We start from the raw sequence: 19,560 nt of genomic DNA, 5'->3' as shown, positions 1-19,560 counted from the left end.
TGATGCACGCGGATTGATTTTAAAGTTTAAAAATCTGGACAAACGAAGCACAATATCTATCGTTCGCGCTTGGTTTTAATGTTATTTCTTCAACAAAACTCAAAAAGTGGCGTTTCGCGCAGACTGGTCTGACTCTGGTTCTTTTCAGAAGCAGCCAGCTCGCGTAATTCCTTGAACCGGGCTCACGCCCGATGCTTCTCTTCGCGCCCGCGCCCAACTGGGTAGCGAAAACCACGTGCCGCCTTCGACTTCGCCGTGGGCCAGGACCGGCCTGCCTCATGCCGCGTCCAGCGTTCGACAGATTGCCGCCCAGATACCAGGCGTGCGCGACTCGATATTGGCGTAGTTCAATGTCGGATTTCGAAAGAAGGCACGAGGGAGCGTGGTCCCGCAGACGCTATCCCAATAGGCGTACCGCCGCCCCGCGACGACAATCGCCCCGCGTTCGTGCGCCTGCCTCACGAGCGTTGCGATTAGTGTCGTGGAAGGGCAGTCGAAGCCCTCATCGAAGTTGGCGGACGCCCATGGGTGGATCTGCGCCATGCACACGTGTTTCGCAACGTGCTGCGCCCCAAACCGATCGATCAGGCCGCTTACCTTCGGGATGACCCAATCGCGCATCCCCCGCGCAGCGCCGCTATGAAGCGAGGACATTGGCCACCCTTCGGCACGATGCCAATGATCACGCAAGGTACTGGTACTGTCGTAACCGGGATTTGCAAGCAGCAGGATCACTCTCGCGGTCCTGATATCTCCATCATACGGGTGGGGCCCCATCTCCTCATGCAACAAGTTGTTCTCTGCCGCCTTCGTTCCCGCGATTCGCGCGTTATAGGCGTGGACCGCCGCGCGGTCCAATTCAATATACAAGTCTGCGTCAAACATTCTGAAACACCTTCTGGCCCTGTCCTGTTTATAGGAGGCCACTCCTTGCTGCCTTTATCCGTGTACGACCACGACGTAGATGAAGATTGCGATAAAGCCCACAGCGCCCACTCCCAGCAGCAAGAAGGTCGCACGACGACCGATCAGGCCGATCACCAGGTAGATACAGACAAGCGCAATCAGAAGGTGCAACATCTTTTAACTTACCTAAGTACGGCTTTACAGTTCGAGCTCTCTTCCAGACAAGCATTCATAGAGCCTTTCGATCTTGTCAACCGCTGGAAATTTGGTCCCGTTATGACCACCTTTCAGCGCCATCAACCATGGGTAGCTAACGTCCGCTTCCCTACAGATCTGGGATGCCGTTTTATTCGTAGTACACAACAATTCTTTCGTTTTGTTCAATAATTTGCACACTCGTTTTTCTCCACGCGAATGACAGTCGTCCAACTGGCCTTAACGGTTGCAACCCATGAATGTTCCACTCCCAGGCCAGCAGAATGCTTTGTTGCACGCGCTTCATTAGAAAACCTATTGTCGCTTGCGAGTGTAGAAATATAGAAAGATCTCGAAAATGACTTTTCTTTTTTCGCGACACGTTTTTTATTTTTCATGCCACCAGGCGTAAACACCTACGATCATAGTGAGGCAGGGTGTCCGCATCCATGTACCAACGATGGACCCATCAGCATCGACTACCTGTCAGATTGAATTCCCGCTACGACACTTCATTTCTCCGCACGCTTCTATTCAATGGCAAGGCATCCTCAGGCCAGTTATTCGGCAGATGCAATATGTCCGCCTCCAAATCGAATGGAAGTACCCACAGTCGCAGCCCAGGGTGCATCTCGAAGGGCGGCAAAGGCGCAGGAAAGGCCTGGCCTTTCGGAAAGACGAGCATCATGTCTCCCTGCCCGCCCTGGTAGTGTTGGCCATATGCAAACATCTGGTAGAAGTCACCCTGGCTCAATCCATACTTGTTATCCAGGTCAGTTGCGTCGAGCCGCTTCCATTTGGTATCCATCGCCCAACGTCGCTCACCCTGCTCGAGAAGTAGGTCGGGGCGCAACTGAAACACCTCCCGCCCCCGATGACGGCACAGCGAGTACCGCCTTACTTGGGTACTGAGGCGTGCCCCGGCCAAAAGGTGGCGATGCATCCAGCGCGCTACGTAGTCCTCAAAGAGCCGCTCCATCGGAAACAGAAAGCTGATGCCGCGCCAATTGCCGTGCACCGCGTGCGGCAAGTGCTGCAACAGGATCAGTTCGCACCAGGGTTTGACCGCTCGGTAATGCGCCATCAACCTGTCGTCTCGCCACAGGCGGAAGTCCTGCGCCACATCGCGCGAGGCAGGCAGGTCGTGCAACAAGCCGGCAAGCTCGTGCGATAGTCGCCAGTTTTGTGCATCCCGCGTAAGTTTGGCGACCACGGTCAGCGCCGCTTTGAGGAGGCGATTTTCTGGCCGATCCGGCAGGAACACATCGTGACGGATCCGGAACACATGATGTTTGTGCACAGGCTGGCGTAACTGCCGTACCACGTCGAGTTGGCCGCGCAGGTAGCGCTGCTCCTGCTCCACCCTGAGATAGTCAAAGCGCAGCCCACGCTTGATCAGATGTTCAAGCGCCACCAGGAACCGGCGCATTATCCATTCCGACACGGGTGCCTTGAACAGGCTTAGCCCGGCCTCGTCGGCTTCGCGCCGGGGAACGTCCAGCGCACCGGCGATCATCCGGCACAGGAGCGCCCGCGCCGGCTCCGGATCACCACCGTCGTGATGCTTGGGCAGAATCTCGATCACTTGCCCGCACGGTGACTCCAGTACGCCGACGTAGCTTCCCAGGCGCAATTCGTCGCGGCCAACGACGCTCGTGAGCCGCCCTCCATTGGCACGTCCGTCCTCAAGACTGCAAAGCCAGTCGAAAACCGACTCGGACACCTGCGCACGGTCCAGCGTTTCGCGCCTCAGTGGCGCGGTCGTCAGGTACGCATATTCGCGCACGACGATGGACTTCATTGCTGTCCCGCAATGGCGTTGATGACCTTCTCGCCTAACGCCCACGTGTTACGCGTATTGCCGCGATCACTTTCGAGGCTCACACCCAGCTCGCTGGCGAACTGCCGCAAGTGAGGCTTCACGGGCTTCATCAACTGGCCGTCTTTCCAGACCTGTATGCGACCAGATTCCAGCTGCCTGATTACCCGCCCCGAGTATTCCACTTCGCGCTTGACGCGACTGACATCAGCCTCGGTTTTGGTGGGGCCGATTCCCCAGAACGCCTCGGCGCTCTCCAGCGCATCAGTATTGATCCGATATTCAATCGCATCCTGCCTCGCGCCAATATCCACGCCGAACAGTTCTTCGACATTGGCCGCGCACTCCTGCACAAGTTGAAAGTCGCGAGCTTTGCGATGGTCGTTCAGCACCCACCGAATGTGTTGCCAGTCCTCGAAGAAATACTCCTGCAGTAGCGGCAGGATACTGTTTCGGAAGATAGTTGCCAGTCGATCCAGGCTAGGATCGACTTTGAGACTCATGAAGTATGCGTGGCCGATAGCGTGGTCGCGATCCAGCAGCACAGCGATGCGCTGGTTCATCACGCGCAGCAGGTGGCCGACGTTGATACTCGCCTCCTCCTCATCGCTTTCAATCACGACGTCGTCCAGCAACTCCGGCCTGGGCGGCATCTCGGTAAAAGTGAAGCGGCGACGCAGCGCGAGGTCCAGTCCCGCCAGCGAACGGTCGGCCGTATTCATCGTGCCAATGATGTGCATATTGACCGGCACGCTGAATCGGTCCTTTGAGTAGGGCAGCACCACCTGCAGTTCCTCATCGGCGCCGGCACGCTTTGACGGTTCAATCAACGTGATCAGCTCGCCGAAGATCCGTGAAATGTTGCCGCGATTGATCTCGTCAATAACCAGCACGAAGCGGGGTTGATCGGCCGCGGCAGAATCGGATGCATTGTCAACCTTCCCCGCAGCGTTTTTAGCACGCTCGCACAGCGCCTTGAACACGCCGCACTCGACCGCGTAACTCAACTGCTCGTTGTCGGCTTTGGCACGCAAGCCCTCGACGAAATCCTCATAGCTGAAACTCTGGTGGAAGGTGACAAAGGCGATATGCCCGGCATCGACCCACTCATCGAAGCGGCGCTTCCTCGCTTCACGCTCCTGATTCCCGGCCGCGAACTCCGGATCGAGAATCTCAAGTGCCTTGTCGATAGTGTGATAGGTCTTGCCCGTGCCAGGGGGGCCGTACAGGATTTGGTTGAGCGGGGGAGTATTCATTTCCGATAGCGTGCCACTGGTGACTGAGGGTCTTTCTGCTTCTGCAAGATCCTGCTCGATCGTGCCGGCGGGATCAGCCAGTTTGAAAACATATTCCCTGCCTTCGTGTATCCACGTCTCCTGAGGGCTCTTTCCGCTGGTCAACCGGCCGCGGATTTTGATATGTTTGCTCGAGGGATCCGGGATCTTGAAGTGCTTCATCGCTGCGGAAAAGCTAGGGAACCGCTCCCCGTTGCATAGAACGGCATGGCGTTCGAGGCGTTTTCTGCGCACCTCCGGATCTTCCCAGGATTTGGCAACGCCGTCTGATAGTTTGGAATTGGTCATATATAGATTGCGAGGCAAGGCCGACTTGTACAGGACTAGCCAATGTATCGGGTCCGATCTCTGGGCACGCTTTTGCAGATCAGGGAGCCGGTTTCGTCAGCCTTTCCTGACAGGCTTCGAAGGCTGATTCGCAGTCCGCCATTTCAAGGCGTCGATCGCGATTGCTGCGATCCTTGAACGCGAGCGTTAGTCAAGGGGGCTACAAGCCAAAGTTGATTTGCATCATTGAAAAATTGACATATCAACTATATAGCGCGCTGCAAGCAACTTGTATGTGCCAGGATGTCGCCAGCGCCCGTTTAAATCGCGCCGACCAACCGAAAGTCCACACAGTGTGTCAACCGTGGCCATGGGGCGGCTATATCCAGTCACTGCTTAACCGCCCTAGTCAAGAAAGCGCCCTCTGTCTCGTGTCCTGCGCCGGCGGCAGCGGCGCCCTGGCGCGCAGGGTCGAGTATCTGGGCGCGGCTGATGTCGAGCCAGCAGTCGGCGATCAGCGCCGCGACGGGCAGCGAGAGGCTTTCGGGGCGCAGGCGGCAGGCAGTGCGAGGGCAACAAGTTCGAGCGGCCGGCCATGCGGGGCGAAGGAAGTCCGGGCCACCCGCTCCAAGTGCAAAACCAGGGGGTGCCGCAACGGCGTGACTAACGTCGGTCGTTTGCCACGCCAGCGCCCGCCTGGCCTGCAGCGCGGTCAGCCGGATACCGCAGGAGGTATTCAGGGCCGCAGGTCGCGATTTTCCCGTTTGCAAACACCCTCAATTCTCATAAGTCGTATTGGTAGACCTGCGTTTGGCTCAAGTAACACAATCTATGTATATGGCTGCCGCCGCTTGAAAATCTTGGGCGTCGTTTAGCCCCGATAATGGGGTTTATCGCGCCAGCCCGCTTTTTCATCGCGCCGGAAACGGTTGTCTGGCGTCAGGGCTGTGCGTAATCTATTCTGGAAATCCCGCCCTGCGCCCCGCGCGGCCGGCTTCCCCGACCTCCCCGCGCCGCGCCGGCGCTGGCTACCCGCTTGCCGCCTGCTTGCAGCCCGCTTGCCGCCCGTCCGTTGCCGGAGGCCCCGATGGCCCGTCCCGCCGCTGTCACCCCCGACGCGATCCGCACGACCGTCCTCGCGATGCTCGCCGAGGCGGGCGACCCGGCTCCCGCCTCCGACGCGCGTTTCCGCAAGATCGTCTCGGTGCGCAAGCTCCGGGCGCGTCTCGGCGCCGGCGACCCGGCGATGCTCTCCCGGCACCTGAACGCCATCGAGACGGAACTCGTGCAGGCGGGCCTCGCCGGGTTCGCCGCGCCCGATGTGCCACCCGAAATCGCCACCCAGATGCGCGCGCTGTGGGAAGCGGCGGTGGCCACCCAGCTCGCCGACGTGGTGCACTTGCGTCAGCAGGCAGATGCCGTCAAGGCAACGGCGGATGCCGCGCGCCACGAAGCGGAACTGCGTACGGAACTGCTGCGCACGGAACTGGCTGACCTGCGCGCGCAGCTTGCCGCACGCGACGACGACCTGCTTGGCCTGCGGCTTGAAGGCCGGGCACTCCAGGAACGCGCCCAGGCGCTGGAATCGTCATGCGCCGAGCTGCAGGCCCGGCTGACGGCCGCCGTGAGCGCTACGGCTGATGCGACGCAGCGCCACGAGCGCGAACTCGCCGCGGAGCGGGTGCGCTACGAGGGCCTGTCGAAGCAGCTGCTCATCGAAACCGCCCACCAGCGCGAGACGTTCCAGACGGAACGGCAGCGCCTCGAGACGGAACGCGTCCACGCGGGCGAGCGCCTCACCGCGCTCGAGTCACTGCGCGAGCGGCTGCTCACGGACCTGGCGGAAGAGCGAAACGCCCGGCAGCACGCCGCCGCGGAAGCCGCCGCGCTGGCCACACTCGTCGAACAGCAGCGCCAGACGCTGGCGCGCCTCGGCACGGCGACCGCAAAGCAGCCATCCGCCGGTGCACGGCGGCCGGCGCGGAGTGCGGCGCGTACGGCCCCCACAGCAAAGGCGGCCGCCGGCCCGTCCACGAGGAAGGCGCGATGAAACCGTCCCATCCGTCGAGTCCATCCCGCTGGCTCGATACCGGCTGCCGGCCGCCGCAGCGCCTGCCGGACACGACCGATGCCGCGCTGGAATACGTCGCGCAGGCGCTCGGCCACCCGGTCTTCCTGCGCTGGACGCTCACGGCGCTCAAGCGCGGCTGTGCGTCGCTCGCCGATGCGAAGCGCGAACACCCTGCCGTGTTCGCGCTGCTGCTCGAGCATGACGCGGCCATCGAGTACTGGGAGCACGGCCGCCTGCGTGTGGTGCCGGAGACCTCGGCCCCGTCCGCCGCCGCCGTGCTCGACCGCACGCTGCGGCAGCACCGGCGGCGCTTCCGTTTCATGACGGCAGGCCCTGTGCCGGAAACCGCCGTCACGGTGCAGCAGGCCGTCACGGATGACGCGGCCCTGCTGCCCGCTGCCATCGATCCGGTGTGGCTGGCACGCGCCGGGCGCTTCGCGAATGCGGCGGCGCTGACCAACACGCTCGGTGTGGCCGATGACGCGCAGGCGGTGCGCCTCTTCCTGCGCGAGCGGGCCTCGCACTCGCCGCACACGCTGCGCGCCTACGTGACGGAACTGCGGCGGCTCGCGGCCTGGTGCCAGCGCGAGCACCTGGGGCCGTTCTCGGATCTCACCCGCCAGGACCTGATGGCGTACCGCGACGCCGTGCAGGCACCCCTGCGTGACACGGCGGGAAAGCTCACGCGCGCTGCGCCCGCGACCGTTTCGCGTGCACTGGCCGTGATCTCGAGCCTCTTTGCCTGGTGGCACCGCACGGGGTATCTGGCCATCAATCCAGCGGAAGGACTCGCCGCCGGGCGGCGCGCCCGCATGACGTGGACGCCGGTGCGGTTCCTGCCCGCGGCGGCCCTGGCACACTGCGATGCAGTGGCCGCCGGCAACGCACCGGAGGACGTCCCGTCGATCGTGTGGGCCAGGCGCCGCGCGGTCTGGGCGCTGTACCGCTTTGCCGGCATCCGGCTCGCCGAACTGGTGTGGAACGAGGAGTTTGCGCTGCCGCGCATCGAGGTGGATGAGGCCCGGCAGTGGACCCTGCACGTCACCGGCAAGGGGAACAGGCTGCGCGCGATCCCGCTGCCCTCAGGCTGCCTGCCTGCCCTGCGTGCCTATCGTCGGGCGCGGGGCCTGCCCGCGGATCCGCCGCCCGGCGAACGCCTGCCGCTCATCCACAGCGAACGCGGCCGCGCGCTGGGTGCGAGCGGCCTCTACGACGAGGTGCGGGCGGTGTTTGCACTCGCTGCGACGCGACTGCCGCCCGAGGACAGCGCGATGCGCGCGGCGCTCGAGGCCGCCTCCACGCACTGGCTGCGGCATGGCTATGCGCGCACGCTGGTGGTCGATCACCGCGTGCCGCTGCCGGTGGCGCAGGCGCTGCTCGGCCACGCCTCGGTGCAGACGACGGCAGCGTATGCGAGGACCGACACCACGCAGCTGCGTGCGTTTGTGGAGGGGAGTTTTCCGCACGACGATTAACCCGCCCCGGAAAAAAACGGAAATACATCTTGATTACTACTTCGACCGAGGCTCATCGCTGATCGGCGTCCCTACTTCCGCTATTGACCGTTCCGCCGGCCATTGCGGACACTGGGGACATTCTGAGGACATGTTCGGCGCGATTTCCGCCGCCATCCGTCACAAACCCGCTTCGGCGGGTTTTTTGTTTTCGGCGCGAGCTTGGCTCGATCGGGAATCGGCGCGGCAAGGTTTACGGTAGCGCGACGGGGGCCGGTGGCAAGGCCCTGTTGATATGTTCTCCACCCTCCCGAGCGTCAGTATGGCGTTCTCAATGCCTTTGCGTCATCCGTTTAGAATAGCGAGGTAGTTCCCCTAGTCTGCCTCAAAAATATAACGTCACCGATGGCCATATCTCATAAGCCGGATAACGCTAACCGATCCGCTGTTCGGTCCTTGGTTGCCGATTTCCATGATCCGGTAGCCGATTTTGGAATCAGTCGCGAGGGGTTTAACAAGACAGTCCGGTACCTCATCGCGCATAAGCCGTGGTCCGACCTGGTTAGTATCGGAGGAGCGGTTTCGATGATTGCATCAGCCGCAAACGAGGCTAATCGCGCCTCTTCGGCATCTGGGGTAACTGCGCCTACCGCAGAAAGAGGTAGCGCCGCATGGATCGACCGTATGACTGATGAGTTGATGCGCTACCCACGCCCATACTCAGTTTTAATCGAGCTCCCCGGCGTTCTGATCGATGGTGACGTTGACATTGCCCTAGACGCCAGCAGTCGGTTAATACGATCGAATGTCATCGCTAAACCCGCGTTTTCGGATAGAAAAAACCAATTGGCCGCCGCCCTTCGCAGTTATAGCCTAAGCAGCCTAATTCAAGGGGGACCAGGCTCAATCTGTCTTGAGATCAAGGTTGTTGGTCATTTGGATTCTTCAGAAAGCAGCTTTGGCGCTGCCAATGCGATAGCACGTGCGAAGCAACTCCTCCAACTGCTTGCGTTGTCAGGCTATGGACTCGTAATTGATAGCATTTCGACTACGGCCCGGGAAAGCTGGATGAGGGGGAACGAAACTGATCGTTCCGACAACTCCATAGAAGTTGAAATTGCCGAGGATCTAAGGTCGACATTTGGCTCGGTTAAATACAAACCTGCTCATCGCACCGTCGGTATGCTCGGTCTCCATAGCGATGGCGACACAGTTCTGCCACCCGAACAATCAATCACGAGCGCACTTCAGCAGTTTTCTGCACTACTTCGCGCAAAAGAATCAAACGAGGATGCGACTCGCATTTTAACGGGCTTGGAGTGGGCGTTTGATGCGTCGATGAGTCGAAACGAAACGCAAGCGCTGTTAAGTGCATGTATCGGCATTGAGGCGATTCTCGGGAAGAGCAAAGAGACGAGCATCACTGAAAAGCTGGCGGATCGCTGCGCATTTTTACTTGGTAAGGGCGCACGGCAACGGAACGAAATATCAGATAAATTTCGGAAGATTTATGAAGTCCGTTCCGAGGTAGTACATGGACGAAGTCGCCGCCTTAAGGCGGATCAGCGGGGAAGACTTGATGACGCCATGTATCTATTGCACAGTATCTTGCGCCGGGAAGCTGCCGAGTTTCCAGCCTCGTAAGCGTGGCCAGCCTGAATACCCGGCAAGAGGTTACACAGCAAACAGGCAAGGCCGCGCGAATACCCCGGAAAGGGGCCACGCGGCGTGCCAGAAACGCTTGTGCGGGGTGCGACGGGGCTAAGCCACCAAGGGGTGCCAGCGGCTCGTGGGCGAGCCGTTGCCACTTCATGCTCTGAGCGCGCGGCGCTCGGTGAACACCACACATTTGGGCAACTATACGGGCTGCGCACGCGCTCATAGATCGTTGCTGTTCTTCTTCTCGCTGAACAACTCGCGGTCGCGCTTGGTGGAAAACCAGACAGACGACGTATCTAGCCTACCTGCATACTTACGCAGCATGAGAGTCTCGCCGTTGAGATCGCCCCACACAACACGTTCGTTTTCAAAGGCCGCGCCGTACCTGTTCTGAACTGTGGAGTGATCGATCGCGGTTGCGGGGTCGAACTTCTTGTGAAATGCGTCCGCAACGGCGGCGTAGTGCCCTGAATCCAATCGTATTGCGATGCGATCGAGTATCCCGTCAGATCCTACAACAACGTTAAAGCTCGCCGGATAGCCGAGAATTGTTCCCTGCCCGTTACAGACCTGCATCTGGTTTGCGCCGATGCCGCACTTAATGCCGAGCGTCGACTGAACTTGCTGCGTAGTCACCGTTTGGCCAACTACCAAGCCTTTGAATTCCAAGGGCGCGGACGTGGTTGCTCCTGCTCCTGCTTCGGCTTTGATTTCCGGCAAGTTCGTCGGCTCTTGCCTCACCGTATTCAGTTGTTGTTGAGCTTCAACTGCGAAAGATGGCGAACCAAATATGGCAGCCGTTGCGAGAAGTAGCGGCGCAAGAATATGATGTTTCATGTGTTTCTCAAGAATCGGTTTTCATGGCTACCATGGGACATGGACCACCTGATCGGCCCACACCTATTGATTAGTAGCAGTTGGTGTAAACGCTATTGCCGATGCGCTGCGAGTTGCAGTTTTGATGTATTTGATTGCCCTGCGAATCTTGCCCGTACGAATTCGTATAGGTGGTATTGCCAATTTGCTGGCTAGTCGAGTTGACGTACCCACCGTTGCCATCGTAACCATTGCTATACGTGGTATTACCGACTTGCTGGGAGTTATAGGTCCACGCATGGGCTGAGACAGCGGTGAGGGCCAGCAGGCAGGCGATGACAGTGCGTTTCATGATTGCTCCGAGTAAATTGATGGTCCGTTTGAAGCCCTCTAGCCTAGGAAGCGTGGCCGTCCGCATGCGGTGACATTTGGTGCGATGATCGGCTTCAATAGATGACATATCAACTATATCGGAGATGTAAGGTATTTGTATGTGACGTCAGGTCGCCATTGAACGTTTAATCCGATGCCAGCTTACAAGTCCGGCACGAGCCGCAACGGGTTCGAGGCCATAGGCATTGCGACACTTCATGACTAGCGAGCCCAAGGCGGCCGTGTGCCGGGTGCGCGCACTGCGTTCGCCTTCGTGCCGCCACATCCTTGCTCATACGGCTCGATGGCGCGAGCCGAAGCTTCGTGCCTGAAGTCGCCGTCGTGCCCGCGCTCGATGTGAAGATGAAGAATGCCGGATGCTTCTCGCCGGCTACGATCAGCCCTTCGGCCGGGATCACCCGCGCGCTTGCGCATTCATGGCACACGCTTCGCAATAACTCGACAGCAATGGCGCGTCGTGCGCCCGGAAGAAGTCAGGCGTCAAAGAAGCCAAGATCGAGCGCCAGATACGGCGCGCGGGCACCGATAACGATGCGGGCGCGCGCATGCGCGGCACCGGCACCAGTGCGATGGCTTCTGCTTCTTCGCTTGCGCTCTTCCTTCCGCGATGGTTCATCGTGCTTCTCCTTCACTTCGTGCTTCGGCCCAAAGATGGCCCATATCCTGCGCCTATTGGGGCACCGGCCGCCACGCGGAAGCGGCCCGGATTCTCCGGGTAGCGCCGGATTCATGCCGGGATGCATTCGGTTAAAAAGGGGCTTTAGCTTTTTCACTTGCGCTTCGGGGTGTCCCCGGCCCTAATCCCTTGCTAAACACTCCCCCGCCCGTGCCTTCGCCCGTTCTCGCCGCTCAGTTTTGAGCGGTGAGCATGAACACCGGGCCGGCGTCTTCGACAACGGGCGAGCGCCACGGTGCCGGATTGATGAGCGGGATCGTCACGCCGTGAAGGTGTCCGCTCGATAGCTCGGTGATGATCCATACGCGGCCGGGCGTGTGAGCGTGCTCGAAGCAATCGATGGTTTTGATCTTCGCGCCGGTCTCGGCAATGACGCGGCCAACCATGCCGCACAGCGTGAGCAGCGAGCTTTCGAGGTCATCGCGCACGCGATCTTCTTCGGCACGCCGGACGTGATACCCGTGCCCTTGCAAGGCGCGGCCGACGCGGTCCATCACGTAGGACCATGAGCGCTCGCCGGCTAGCGGGTGAAGCGCATAGACACTGGCGAGCGAGCGGGCGTCTTTGTGGTGCGTGTGGTGCTTCATGCTTTCGCCCCCGATGCCTTCGCCGTGGTGACCGTGCCAGCGGCCGGAAAGCCGGTGAGCACCGATACCGCACCGTCGTTAACACGTTGCCAGTTCACGTACTCGCGCAGCCTTGCCGCAGCGAGATTCATTTGCCATAGGCTCACGAGCGAGCTTGCACCGCCTTCATTGTCTTCGACTTCGACGGTGCTCTGCGTTGAGGCGTCGACTTCGAGCACGCGCTCGGTGATCGCGATGCCGGCCGGATCGAGCAGCACGAGCAGGCCGGCGGGCACGGCGCTATGGCACACGGCGGGCACGCCCGCGAGATAGTCGACCCCACCCACGCCGAAATTCAGCGCGCCGACAGACGCGCCCATCAGCGCGAGCGTCACGCCGGTAGCCGGCGAGAGCAGCCATACGGCCGAGCCGAGGTCACCCGTGAAGCCGGCGCACAGCGCTTCGATATCGGCCGCGATGGCGGCAGGGGTGCTTCCGGTGCTCGGGGTGCTCGGTGCGCCGTACGTGATCGAGGGCGGCTCGACGTCGGGGGTGCCCGCGTTTGCCGGATCGATGGAACTCGTGCCTTCGAGCAGGTTTGCCGCGCGCATCAATGAGCGATTGATCATCGCATCGGCTGTAGGTCCGATGAGCTTGAGTAGTTCGGCGGTGAGCACGACCAGTGCCGTGAGCTTGAGCACCTGCATGCGCAAGGTTTTGAAGCCTTCGCGCGAGGTACGGATCGGCGTCGCTTCCTGTGTCCAGTAAGCGGTCGCGCCTTCCCCCTCGGCCATGAATGGCACATTGAAGGGAAGCTTCGCGAAGGGCACCACGCCGTTGATGGCTTCGATCAGCGAGCCGCGCCGTGCGAGCGCGATGAAGGCTTCACTTGCGGTGCGGGCGTCGACGTCGCCGACAATGTCACCCGTGCCGATTACATTTTTCGCGAGCAGGCGTGCGGGTAGCGAGTTAGCACCATAGTTCGCTTCGGCAAAAGCACGGGCCGCTACGGCCTCACCGCGAGCAAGGATCAGCGCACGTGCGATGCGTGCCAGTGCATAGCCACCCCTCCCTGGGTGAGTTGCACCACTAACGACGTACGAACCGTCCTCATCGAGCCGAAGATGGCGCCAACGCTCGAGACCGCCAAGATGGCCCTAACACGCCACGGTGGCTCGTCGCTCCGATCGCAAACCGAAATCGAAAGCATAATGAAATTTCCCGGCAAATCGTTACTGGACGTGGCGGGTGCAGACTTATACTTAGTTATCCGAACGTAAATCGGAGCGCCATGCCGCCTTTCCCAGCCTTTCCGGCCCTGCCGATGTCGTGGCATCAAAAGACAAATTACAAATTAAAACAAATACTTGAGCGACAACTCCACAATATGGGACGGCGGGTGCGCTCTTTTTTGTGCGTTTAGAGCGCAGCTACGAAAGTGCGGACTTTTTTGTATGCCGATAACCGACAACCCTCTTGAATTGAGTGTCATCGCCCATATCGTATAATTCCGATATATGATTCGGACAGTTACGATGCAACCGCGATGAAGACTCACCCAACCCCTCCACCTCTGGACGTCGACGCGATCTGCAAGGCGCTCTCGAATCCCGTGCGCCGCGAGATCCTCGCGAGCCTGCGCGAGCCGCAGATGCATTTCGGCGACCAGGAGCTGCCGCTGGAAAACGGCGTCTGTGCGGGCAAGATCGACGCGCATTGCGAGCTTTCGCAATCCACGGTGTCCGCGCATCTGGCCGTCTTGCAGAAGGCCGGGCTCGTCACGTCCAAACGCGTGGGGCAGTGGGTGTTCTTCAAGCGCAACGAGCCGGTCATCGAGGCGTTTATCGCCCATATGAACGCGCAGTTGTGATCCCTCGGCGACGAAACATCCGCTGACTACGCATCGTCCGTTTCGATTCCTGTATCGCTTCTCAGCCCGCGGGCCGCGCCCGCAGACAAGGTGAACCTACATGGCAACGCTTTTCGACCCTATCCAGATCGGCGACCTCACGCTGCCGAACCGCATCATCATGGCCCCGCTCACGCGTCAACGCGCAGGCGAAGTGCGCGTGCCCAACGCGCTCATGGCGAAGTACTATGCCGAGCGCTCGACGGCCGGCCTCATCATCAGCGAAGCGACCTCGGTGACGCCGCAAGGCGTCGGCTATGCCGAAACGCCCGGCATCTGGTCGCAAGAGCAGGTGGAAGGCTGGAAGATCGTGACTGACGCGGTGCACGCCGCGGGCGGCCGCATCTTCATGCAACTGTGGCACGTGGGCCGCGTGTCCGACCCTGTGTTCCTGAACGGCGATCTGCCGGTGGCGCCCAGCGCCATTGCGCCGCAAGGCAATGTGAGCCTCGTGCGTCCGCAACGTGGGTTCGTCACGCCGCGCGCGCTCGACACCGAAGAAATCGCCGGCGTGATCGCCGCGTTCCGCCAGGGTGCGGTCAACGCGAAGGCCGCCGGTTTCGACGGCGTGGAGATTCACGGCGCGAACGGCTATCTGATCGACCAGTTCCTGCAGGACAGCACCAACCAACGTACGGACGCGTATGGCGGCTCGATCGAAAATCGCGCGCGCCTGCTGCTCGAAATCACCGACGCGTGTATCGATGTGTGGGGCGCGAATCGCGTGGGCATGCATATCGCACCGCGCGGCGACGCGCACACGATGGGCGATTCGAATCCGGCGGCGACGTTCGGCTACGTGGCGCGCGAGCTCGGCAAGCGCAAGATCGCGTTCCTCTTCGCGCGCGAATCGCTTGGCGATAACCGTCTCGGGCCGCAGCTGAAAGCCGAATTCGGCGGTCCGTTCATCGCGAATGAAAAGTTCTCACTGGAATCGGCCCAGGCCGTGCTGGCGGCAGGCGAAGCCGACGCAGTCGCGTGGGGCCAGCTCTTCATCGCGAACCCCGATCTGCCGCGCCGTTTCGAATTGAACGCGCCGCTCAACGCGCCGAATCCGTCGACGTATTACGCGCGCGGCGAAACGGGCTACACTGACTATCCGCCACTCGAAAGCGCGGCGTAAACATTGCAAGTGTGCGGCTCATGGCCGCACACGAACTGGCGGCCACGGCGCAGGCATTCTGCCTTGCCGTGGCCGCTTTTCGCTGGAACGCCTGAAAACGCGGACCACGCGCGAGCGGCCGGCAAAGCTCAGACAGATCCCTCAGTCGACACAACCGCGACGATACATCTCGATAGGCGGATTCAATTGGTATCCCGCGCCGGGATATCCTTGAATTCAAACCCTGTCTGCCAACCCCTCCTCGCTGACCGGAGCCAAGTCATGCCGAAGACCGCCGATGTTGCCGAGATCGTTCATACCATCGCCGAAGAAACCAACACGCCGGAGGAAACGGTCGCGCGCATCTACGCCGACACACTCAATGAATATCGCGCGCAAGCGCGCATTCAGGACTACCTGCCGCTGTTCGCCGCGCGCAAGACGCGTGCGACGCTGCGGCAAAATGGCTCGAAGCCGCACTAGTCACCCGCACTAGTCGCCGTCTTTCAGGTTATCTTCGCGCCGGCCGAGCGGGGCCGGCCGCTCCACCCGCCGCCTCTCGAGCGGTGCGCGCCCACACTGGGCTCGCGCCGCTGCATCCATTGACCCACTCGGCCGCACTCGTGCCCACCTCGTCCAGCTTCCTCTCTTAAGGTTGGTTTAATTCTTTGCTGCAACCATAGGCTCAACCCCTGTTGAGCCGCCGGAACATCGGCGGCGTTTTTTTATGCGGCAAGCCTAGGAGGAGCGAGGTCATGGTTGAAGACGATGTACTGGTGCACCTGCAGTCCCTGCTGCGCGACGGCGCGGCTTCGACGGTCGCGTCATGCCGGGTCTCCACGCCGCTCCAGCACCCGTGGGGCCGCGCCTACCGCCTCGTCGAATGGACGACGCCGCTCGACGACAGCGCGCGCCGCCAGGTCGTGCCCGCCGAGAGCACGGCGCTCGACATCGCCCGCCTCGTCGCGCAACACGTGCCCGGCCGCCGCATTCTGCTGAACGGCGAACCCGCCGCAGTCGAACGCCCGCGCACACGCCGCCGTCGTGCATCGAGCGCCGCGAACGCGCGCGCGGCGCGCTAGTAGCGCCGCTTTCGGGCGGCGCGCACGCCGCATCTCATCCCGCCACGCCGCCTTCCCGCACGGAAGTCGTCAAACCACGAGCCGCGCCAGCGACTCCTCCAGTTCACCGCTCACGCGCGTCATCGGCGCACGCAGTTCATTGCGGATCAACCCGCACGCCGCAAGCCCCGCCTTCACCGGCCCTGGATTCGGCTCCGCGAACGCCGCGCGCACGAGCGGCACAAGCGTGTGCCAGATCGCGCGCGCATCGGCGAGACGCCCTTCCTGCAACGCGCGCGCCATCCCCACGAAACGCTCCGGCCGCCAATGCGCCGATGCCGCAATCGCCCCGCTCGCGCCCGCGCACATCGCGCCGAACATGTCGATGTCCTCGCCGCAGAGCACCTGCAAACGGCCGTCGAGAATGAGCGCGAGCGTCTTGTCGAGCGAGCCGCCGCAGTCCTTCACCGCGACGATGCGCTCGTGCGCGGCGAGTTCGAGCAGACTCGGCAACTCGATGCGCACGCCCGTGCGCGCGGGGATGTCGTAGACGATCACGGGCTTGCTGCTCGCATCGGCGAGCGCCGCGAAATGGGCGATCACGCCCGCCTGCGCAGGACGAATGTAGTAAGGCGCAGCCGCCAGCACGCCCGCGATCGGCCGCTCGTTGAGCGCCTCAATGCGCTCGCAGACCGCCGCCGTATGATTGCCGCTCACGCCCGCCACGACCGGCAGGCCGCCGGCCGACGCCAGCACGGTGGCGAGCACGTCGTCCGCTTCTTCGTCGCTTAGCGCGGCGGGCTCGCCGGTCGTGCCGAGCGCGACGAAGCCGGCCACACCGGCCTCGACGTAGCGGCGCACGAGCGCGTCGAGCGCAGCGTGATCAACCGCGCCGGCGTTGAACGGCGTGATGAGCGGAATCCAGATACCCGAAAACTCAGACATGACTTTCCCTTGAACTCGACCGTATGGAAGGTCCGTTCAGCGGTGCGCAGGAGGGAAGCAAGCCGGGAGTGAAGCAAAAGGCTGGGCGCCTTCGACTGGCTGTTCCATCGCACATCTGACGGAACAGCAGACTCCGGTCAGATGAGCGGCTGTTTTTTGGCTTTGGCTTTCACCCACACCGACGAAGGCTGCGCGAGCGACGACACCGCGCGCGTGGCGGCGGTGACATTCGGCAGATCGTGGCGGAGCGGGTTACGTGGCATGTCGCGCAGTGTAACCGAGATCGCGCATTCGCGTAGCGCGCGCTACGCGCTCACTCGCGCGGCAGCACCTCGAACTGAGGCGAATCAAGCAGCAGGCTCTGAACATCGCCGCTATCGCTGCTATTGCCGCTATTGCCGGGGTCGCGCCTCGTGAGCTTGCCATCCACCGAAGCGCCGCAGTCCATCTGCAATTGCTGGTAGTAGATGTTGCCGACCACGTGCGCGTTCGACTGCAGTTCGACGAAGTGATCGGCGATCACGTCGCCCTGTATGCGCCCGTTCACCACGATGTCGTAGCCATGCACGTTACCCTCGATCGCGCCGCGCTCGCTCAGCACGAGCAGCGTTTTCGCGCCGTGCTTGCTGGCGACGTTGCCATGCACGCGGCCGTCAAGGCGCAGCCCGTCGGCGTATTCGAGGTCGCCCGTGATCGTGATGTCCTGCGCGATCAGCGTCGCCAGCTTGGTTTGCTCGATGCCGGGTTGCGGCTTTTTCTTGTTGCTGAACATGGAAAGCTACCGTGTGGTGTGAAAATCGATGAAGATGTGTGGCGCTCGTTGAGGCTCAACGCGAACCGGCGCCATGGTTTCGCAGGAACAGGAGTTCGGCCTGCAGCTTCGCAATGGTGGCCTGCGCGCCTTGCGCCGTGCTTTGCAGCGTCGCGCGCGCGGCGCGCTCCTGTTCGAGCCGCAATTGCGTGTCGCTGAGTTCGCGGCTCAGGGCGTCGGGCGCGACCACGGGACAGCTCGGCTCGACTTGCGGCGCGAGCAGCCACGCGGTCATGCCGGCGCCGGCCGTCGCGGCAAGCGCGGCCCATAGCGCCGCGCCACCCACGCGCCACGCGAGCGAGCGCACCGGTTGCAGTTCATAAGCGCGATCGGCATTCGTATGCTTGCGCGGGGTACGTCGCGGATCAGCCATTGGCGGGTGCAGCAAAGAGTGCGAGATAGTCGGCGGGATTGACGGGCTGCCCGTTCACGAGCACTTCGAAGTGCAGATGCGGGCCGGTCGAGCGGCCGGTCGAGCCGACGTCGGCGATATGCTCCTCGGGCATCACGATCTGGCCGACCCGCACGTCGATCTTCGAGGCATGGCCGTAACGCGTGACGAAGCCGTTGCCGTGGTCGATCTCGACGGCATTGCCGTAGCCGGCCTTCGGACCCGCGAAGATCACGCGGCCGCCTGCCGCGGCGAGGATGGGCGTGCCAGTCGGCGCAACCAGATCCATGCCCGGATGAAAGCTCAGGCGCTGCGTGAACGGATCGATGCGATTGCCGAACGGCGAGCCGTTGCGCCCGCCTGTGAGCGGACGGCGCCCCGGGAACGCGTCCCACGCCGCCTCGTGCTCGGCGGTGGCCTGCTCGAGTGCGGAGAGCGTCGCGGCCATGCAGTCGATTGCGCCGTTCACGGCCTTGGCGTTCGCCTGCGCGGCGGACGCCTCCACGCAACGCCGCGGCGCGAGCGCGGGGCCGCCCTCGCCGTCGTCGTCGTTGCCTTCATCGCCCGAGCGCGCGGGCGCGGGCGCCGTCACGGCGCCGCGCACCGGCTGCGCACGCAGCCGCTGGTCGAACTGGCGCAATTGCGCGAGTTGCGCCGCGAGCCGCTCGATGCGCGGATCGAGCAAGGCGATGGAGGCGTCCATGCGCCCGATTTCGCCAACCACGTAGTGATGCTGATTCGCCGAGGCGAGACCGGAAACGGCAGGAGCGCGCGTGAAATGACCGATCGCCACGCCGCCGGCGAGTGCGAGCACGGCCGCCGCGCACGCCGACGCGATCGCGCCGTGCCGCGCCGTTTCGTGTGTGACAAAGCGGACGTCGCCCTTGGTCAGGTCACGAGCAGAGCTGGACCATGGCAATTTCATGGCTGGCTCCGTGAGGATCTTGCGGGTCGCACGCTCACACAGCGGGAGCGCAATGAGAGAGGTAAAGCGGACATCTTCGGCTGCCATAGCCGGCGAGCGCCGGCCTGGAAAAATTCAAAGCGGCGATTATCGTGGCGTCGCCGAAAACGCCATCCCAAATTAAGGGCCGCACGGCATGCTTCACGCTGGGGCGCTCGTCCGCCGCGAGCCTTGACCCGCGATCTTGAGCGCGCGTCCGACAAAAGAACTTGACTTCTCACACCGTCGAACTAATATACGCACCGCGTACATTAACCAGA

General features: G+C 62.1%; 19 protein-coding genes and 1 pseudogene. 8 read left to right on the top strand and 12 right to left on the bottom strand.

The window, feature by feature from the left end:
• Positions 1-276: 276 nt before the first annotated feature.
• A complete protein-coding gene (locus L0U83_RS15955; RefSeq protein WP_233884552.1) occupies positions 277-885 on the bottom strand; it encodes a hypothetical protein in 609 nt (202 codons plus the stop codon).
• 45 nt (positions 886-930) lie between these two features.
• Between L0U83_RS15955 and L0U83_RS15950 the strand changes: the two genes are divergently transcribed.
• Positions 931-1,293: a hypothetical protein gene (locus L0U83_RS15950; protein ID WP_233884551.1), complete on the top strand. Its 363-nt coding sequence runs from the start codon at positions 931-933 to the stop codon at positions 1,291-1,293.
• Between the two features lie 310 nt (positions 1,294-1,603).
• Here the strand turns inward: L0U83_RS15950 and L0U83_RS15945 are convergent, their stop codons facing one another.
• Positions 1,604-2,902: an McrC family protein gene (locus tag L0U83_RS15945; RefSeq protein ID WP_233884550.1), complete on the bottom strand. Its 1,299-nt coding sequence runs from the start codon at positions 2,900-2,902 to the stop codon at positions 1,604-1,606.
• The gene (locus L0U83_RS15940) at positions 2,899-4,503 is read right to left on the bottom strand and encodes an McrB family protein (RefSeq protein WP_233884549.1); all 1,605 of its coding nucleotides are present in this window, start codon (positions 4,501-4,503) and stop codon (positions 2,899-2,901) included. Before L0U83_RS15940 ends, L0U83_RS15945 begins: the two co-directional genes overlap by 4 nt.
• A 1,066-nt stretch (positions 4,504-5,569) precedes the next feature.
• Here L0U83_RS15940 and L0U83_RS15935 point away from each other — a divergent pair.
• The 3 genes from L0U83_RS15935 (at position 5,570) to L0U83_RS15925 (ending at position 9,651) form a co-directional block, all read left to right on the top strand.
• Entirely contained in the window at positions 5,570-6,532 is a 963-nt protein-coding gene (locus L0U83_RS15935; protein ID WP_233884548.1) for a DNA-binding protein, read from the top strand.
• Positions 6,529-8,028: a tyrosine-type recombinase/integrase gene (locus tag L0U83_RS15930; RefSeq protein WP_233884546.1), complete on the top strand. Its 1,500-nt coding sequence runs from the start codon at positions 6,529-6,531 to the stop codon at positions 8,026-8,028. The genes L0U83_RS15935 and L0U83_RS15930 overlap by 4 nt, the downstream gene beginning before the upstream one ends.
• A gap of 564 nt (positions 8,029-8,592) precedes the next feature.
• Positions 8,593-9,651: a HEPN domain-containing protein gene (locus L0U83_RS15925; protein WP_233884541.1), complete on the top strand. Its 1,059-nt coding sequence runs from the start codon at positions 8,593-8,595 to the stop codon at positions 9,649-9,651.
• Positions 9,652-9,885: 234 nt separating this feature from the next.
• Here the strand turns inward: L0U83_RS15925 and L0U83_RS15920 are convergent, their stop codons facing one another.
• The 5 genes from L0U83_RS15920 to L0U83_RS15900 all read right to left on the bottom strand — a co-directional run bounded on the left by L0U83_RS15920 (position 9,886) and on the right by L0U83_RS15900 (position 12,995).
• The gene (locus tag L0U83_RS15920; protein WP_233884539.1) at positions 9,886-10,503 is read right to left on the bottom strand and encodes a hypothetical protein; all 618 of its coding nucleotides are present in this window, start codon (positions 10,501-10,503) and stop codon (positions 9,886-9,888) included.
• 70 nt (positions 10,504-10,573) lie between these two features.
• On the bottom strand, positions 10,574-10,834 hold the full coding sequence (locus tag L0U83_RS15915; RefSeq protein WP_233884538.1) for a hypothetical protein: 261 nt from the start codon (positions 10,832-10,834) through the stop codon (positions 10,574-10,576).
• Positions 10,835-11,348: 514 nt separating this feature from the next.
• Positions 11,349-11,507 (bottom strand): hypothetical protein, encoded by a 159-nt coding sequence (locus L0U83_RS15910; protein WP_233884537.1) that lies wholly within the window; start codon positions 11,505-11,507, stop codon positions 11,349-11,351.
• A 217-nt stretch (positions 11,508-11,724) separates the two neighbouring features.
• Positions 11,725-12,138: a hypothetical protein gene (locus L0U83_RS15905; RefSeq protein WP_233884536.1), complete on the bottom strand. Its 414-nt coding sequence runs from the start codon at positions 12,136-12,138 to the stop codon at positions 11,725-11,727.
• The gene (locus tag L0U83_RS15900) at positions 12,135-12,995 is read right to left on the bottom strand and encodes a phage major capsid family protein (RefSeq protein ID WP_308445059.1); all 861 of its coding nucleotides are present in this window, start codon (positions 12,993-12,995) and stop codon (positions 12,135-12,137) included. The genes L0U83_RS15905 and L0U83_RS15900 overlap by 4 nt, the downstream gene beginning before the upstream one ends.
• A 668-nt stretch (positions 12,996-13,663) precedes the next feature.
• Here L0U83_RS15900 and L0U83_RS15895 point away from each other — a divergent pair.
• From L0U83_RS15895 to L0U83_RS15880, 4 genes and pseudogenes are all read left to right on the top strand, one after another.
• Complete coding sequence (locus L0U83_RS15895; protein ID WP_233884535.1) at positions 13,664-13,987, top strand: ArsR/SmtB family transcription factor; 324 nt, start codon at positions 13,664-13,666, stop codon at positions 13,985-13,987.
• A 100-nt stretch (positions 13,988-14,087) separates the two neighbouring features.
• Positions 14,088-15,149, top strand: a complete 1,062-nt coding sequence (locus L0U83_RS15890) for an alkene reductase (protein ID WP_233884534.1) — start codon at positions 14,088-14,090, stop codon at positions 15,147-15,149.
• Between the two features lie 261 nt (positions 15,150-15,410).
• A complete protein-coding gene (locus tag L0U83_RS15885; RefSeq protein ID WP_233884532.1) occupies positions 15,411-15,611 on the top strand; it encodes a DUF3562 domain-containing protein in 201 nt (66 codons plus the stop codon).
• 272 nt (positions 15,612-15,883) lie between these two features.
• Positions 15,884-16,114 (top strand): annotated as a pseudogene (locus L0U83_RS15880) (DUF2866 domain-containing protein); the annotation flags it as partial.
• 165 nt (positions 16,115-16,279) lie between these two features.
• Here L0U83_RS15880 and dapA read toward each other — a convergent pair.
• The 4 genes from dapA to L0U83_RS15860 form a co-directional block, all read right to left on the bottom strand.
• Complete coding sequence (gene dapA, locus L0U83_RS15875; RefSeq protein ID WP_233884531.1) at positions 16,280-17,134, bottom strand: 4-hydroxy-tetrahydrodipicolinate synthase; 855 nt, start codon at positions 17,132-17,134, stop codon at positions 16,280-16,282.
• A 313-nt stretch (positions 17,135-17,447) separates the two neighbouring features.
• Complete coding sequence (locus tag L0U83_RS15870) at positions 17,448-17,906, bottom strand: bactofilin family protein (RefSeq protein ID WP_233884530.1); 459 nt, start codon at positions 17,904-17,906, stop codon at positions 17,448-17,450.
• Positions 17,907-17,961: 55 nt separating this feature from the next.
• A complete protein-coding gene (locus L0U83_RS15865; protein WP_233884529.1) occupies positions 17,962-18,318 on the bottom strand; it encodes a hypothetical protein in 357 nt (118 codons plus the stop codon).
• Positions 18,311-19,261, bottom strand: coding sequence for a M23 family metallopeptidase (locus L0U83_RS15860; protein ID WP_233884527.1), 951 nt, complete (start codon positions 19,259-19,261; stop codon positions 18,311-18,313). Before L0U83_RS15860 ends, L0U83_RS15865 begins: the two co-directional genes overlap by 8 nt.
• Between the last annotated feature and the right edge of the window lie 299 nt (positions 19,262-19,560).

Source organism: Paraburkholderia flagellata (genome assembly GCF_021390645.1).
In the GTDB taxonomy this organism is placed as follows: Bacteria; Pseudomonadota; Gammaproteobacteria; order Burkholderiales; family Burkholderiaceae; genus Paraburkholderia; species Paraburkholderia flagellata.
Note: the sequence above shows the minus strand (reverse complement) of the source record. Positions and strands in the feature narration are given on the sequence as shown.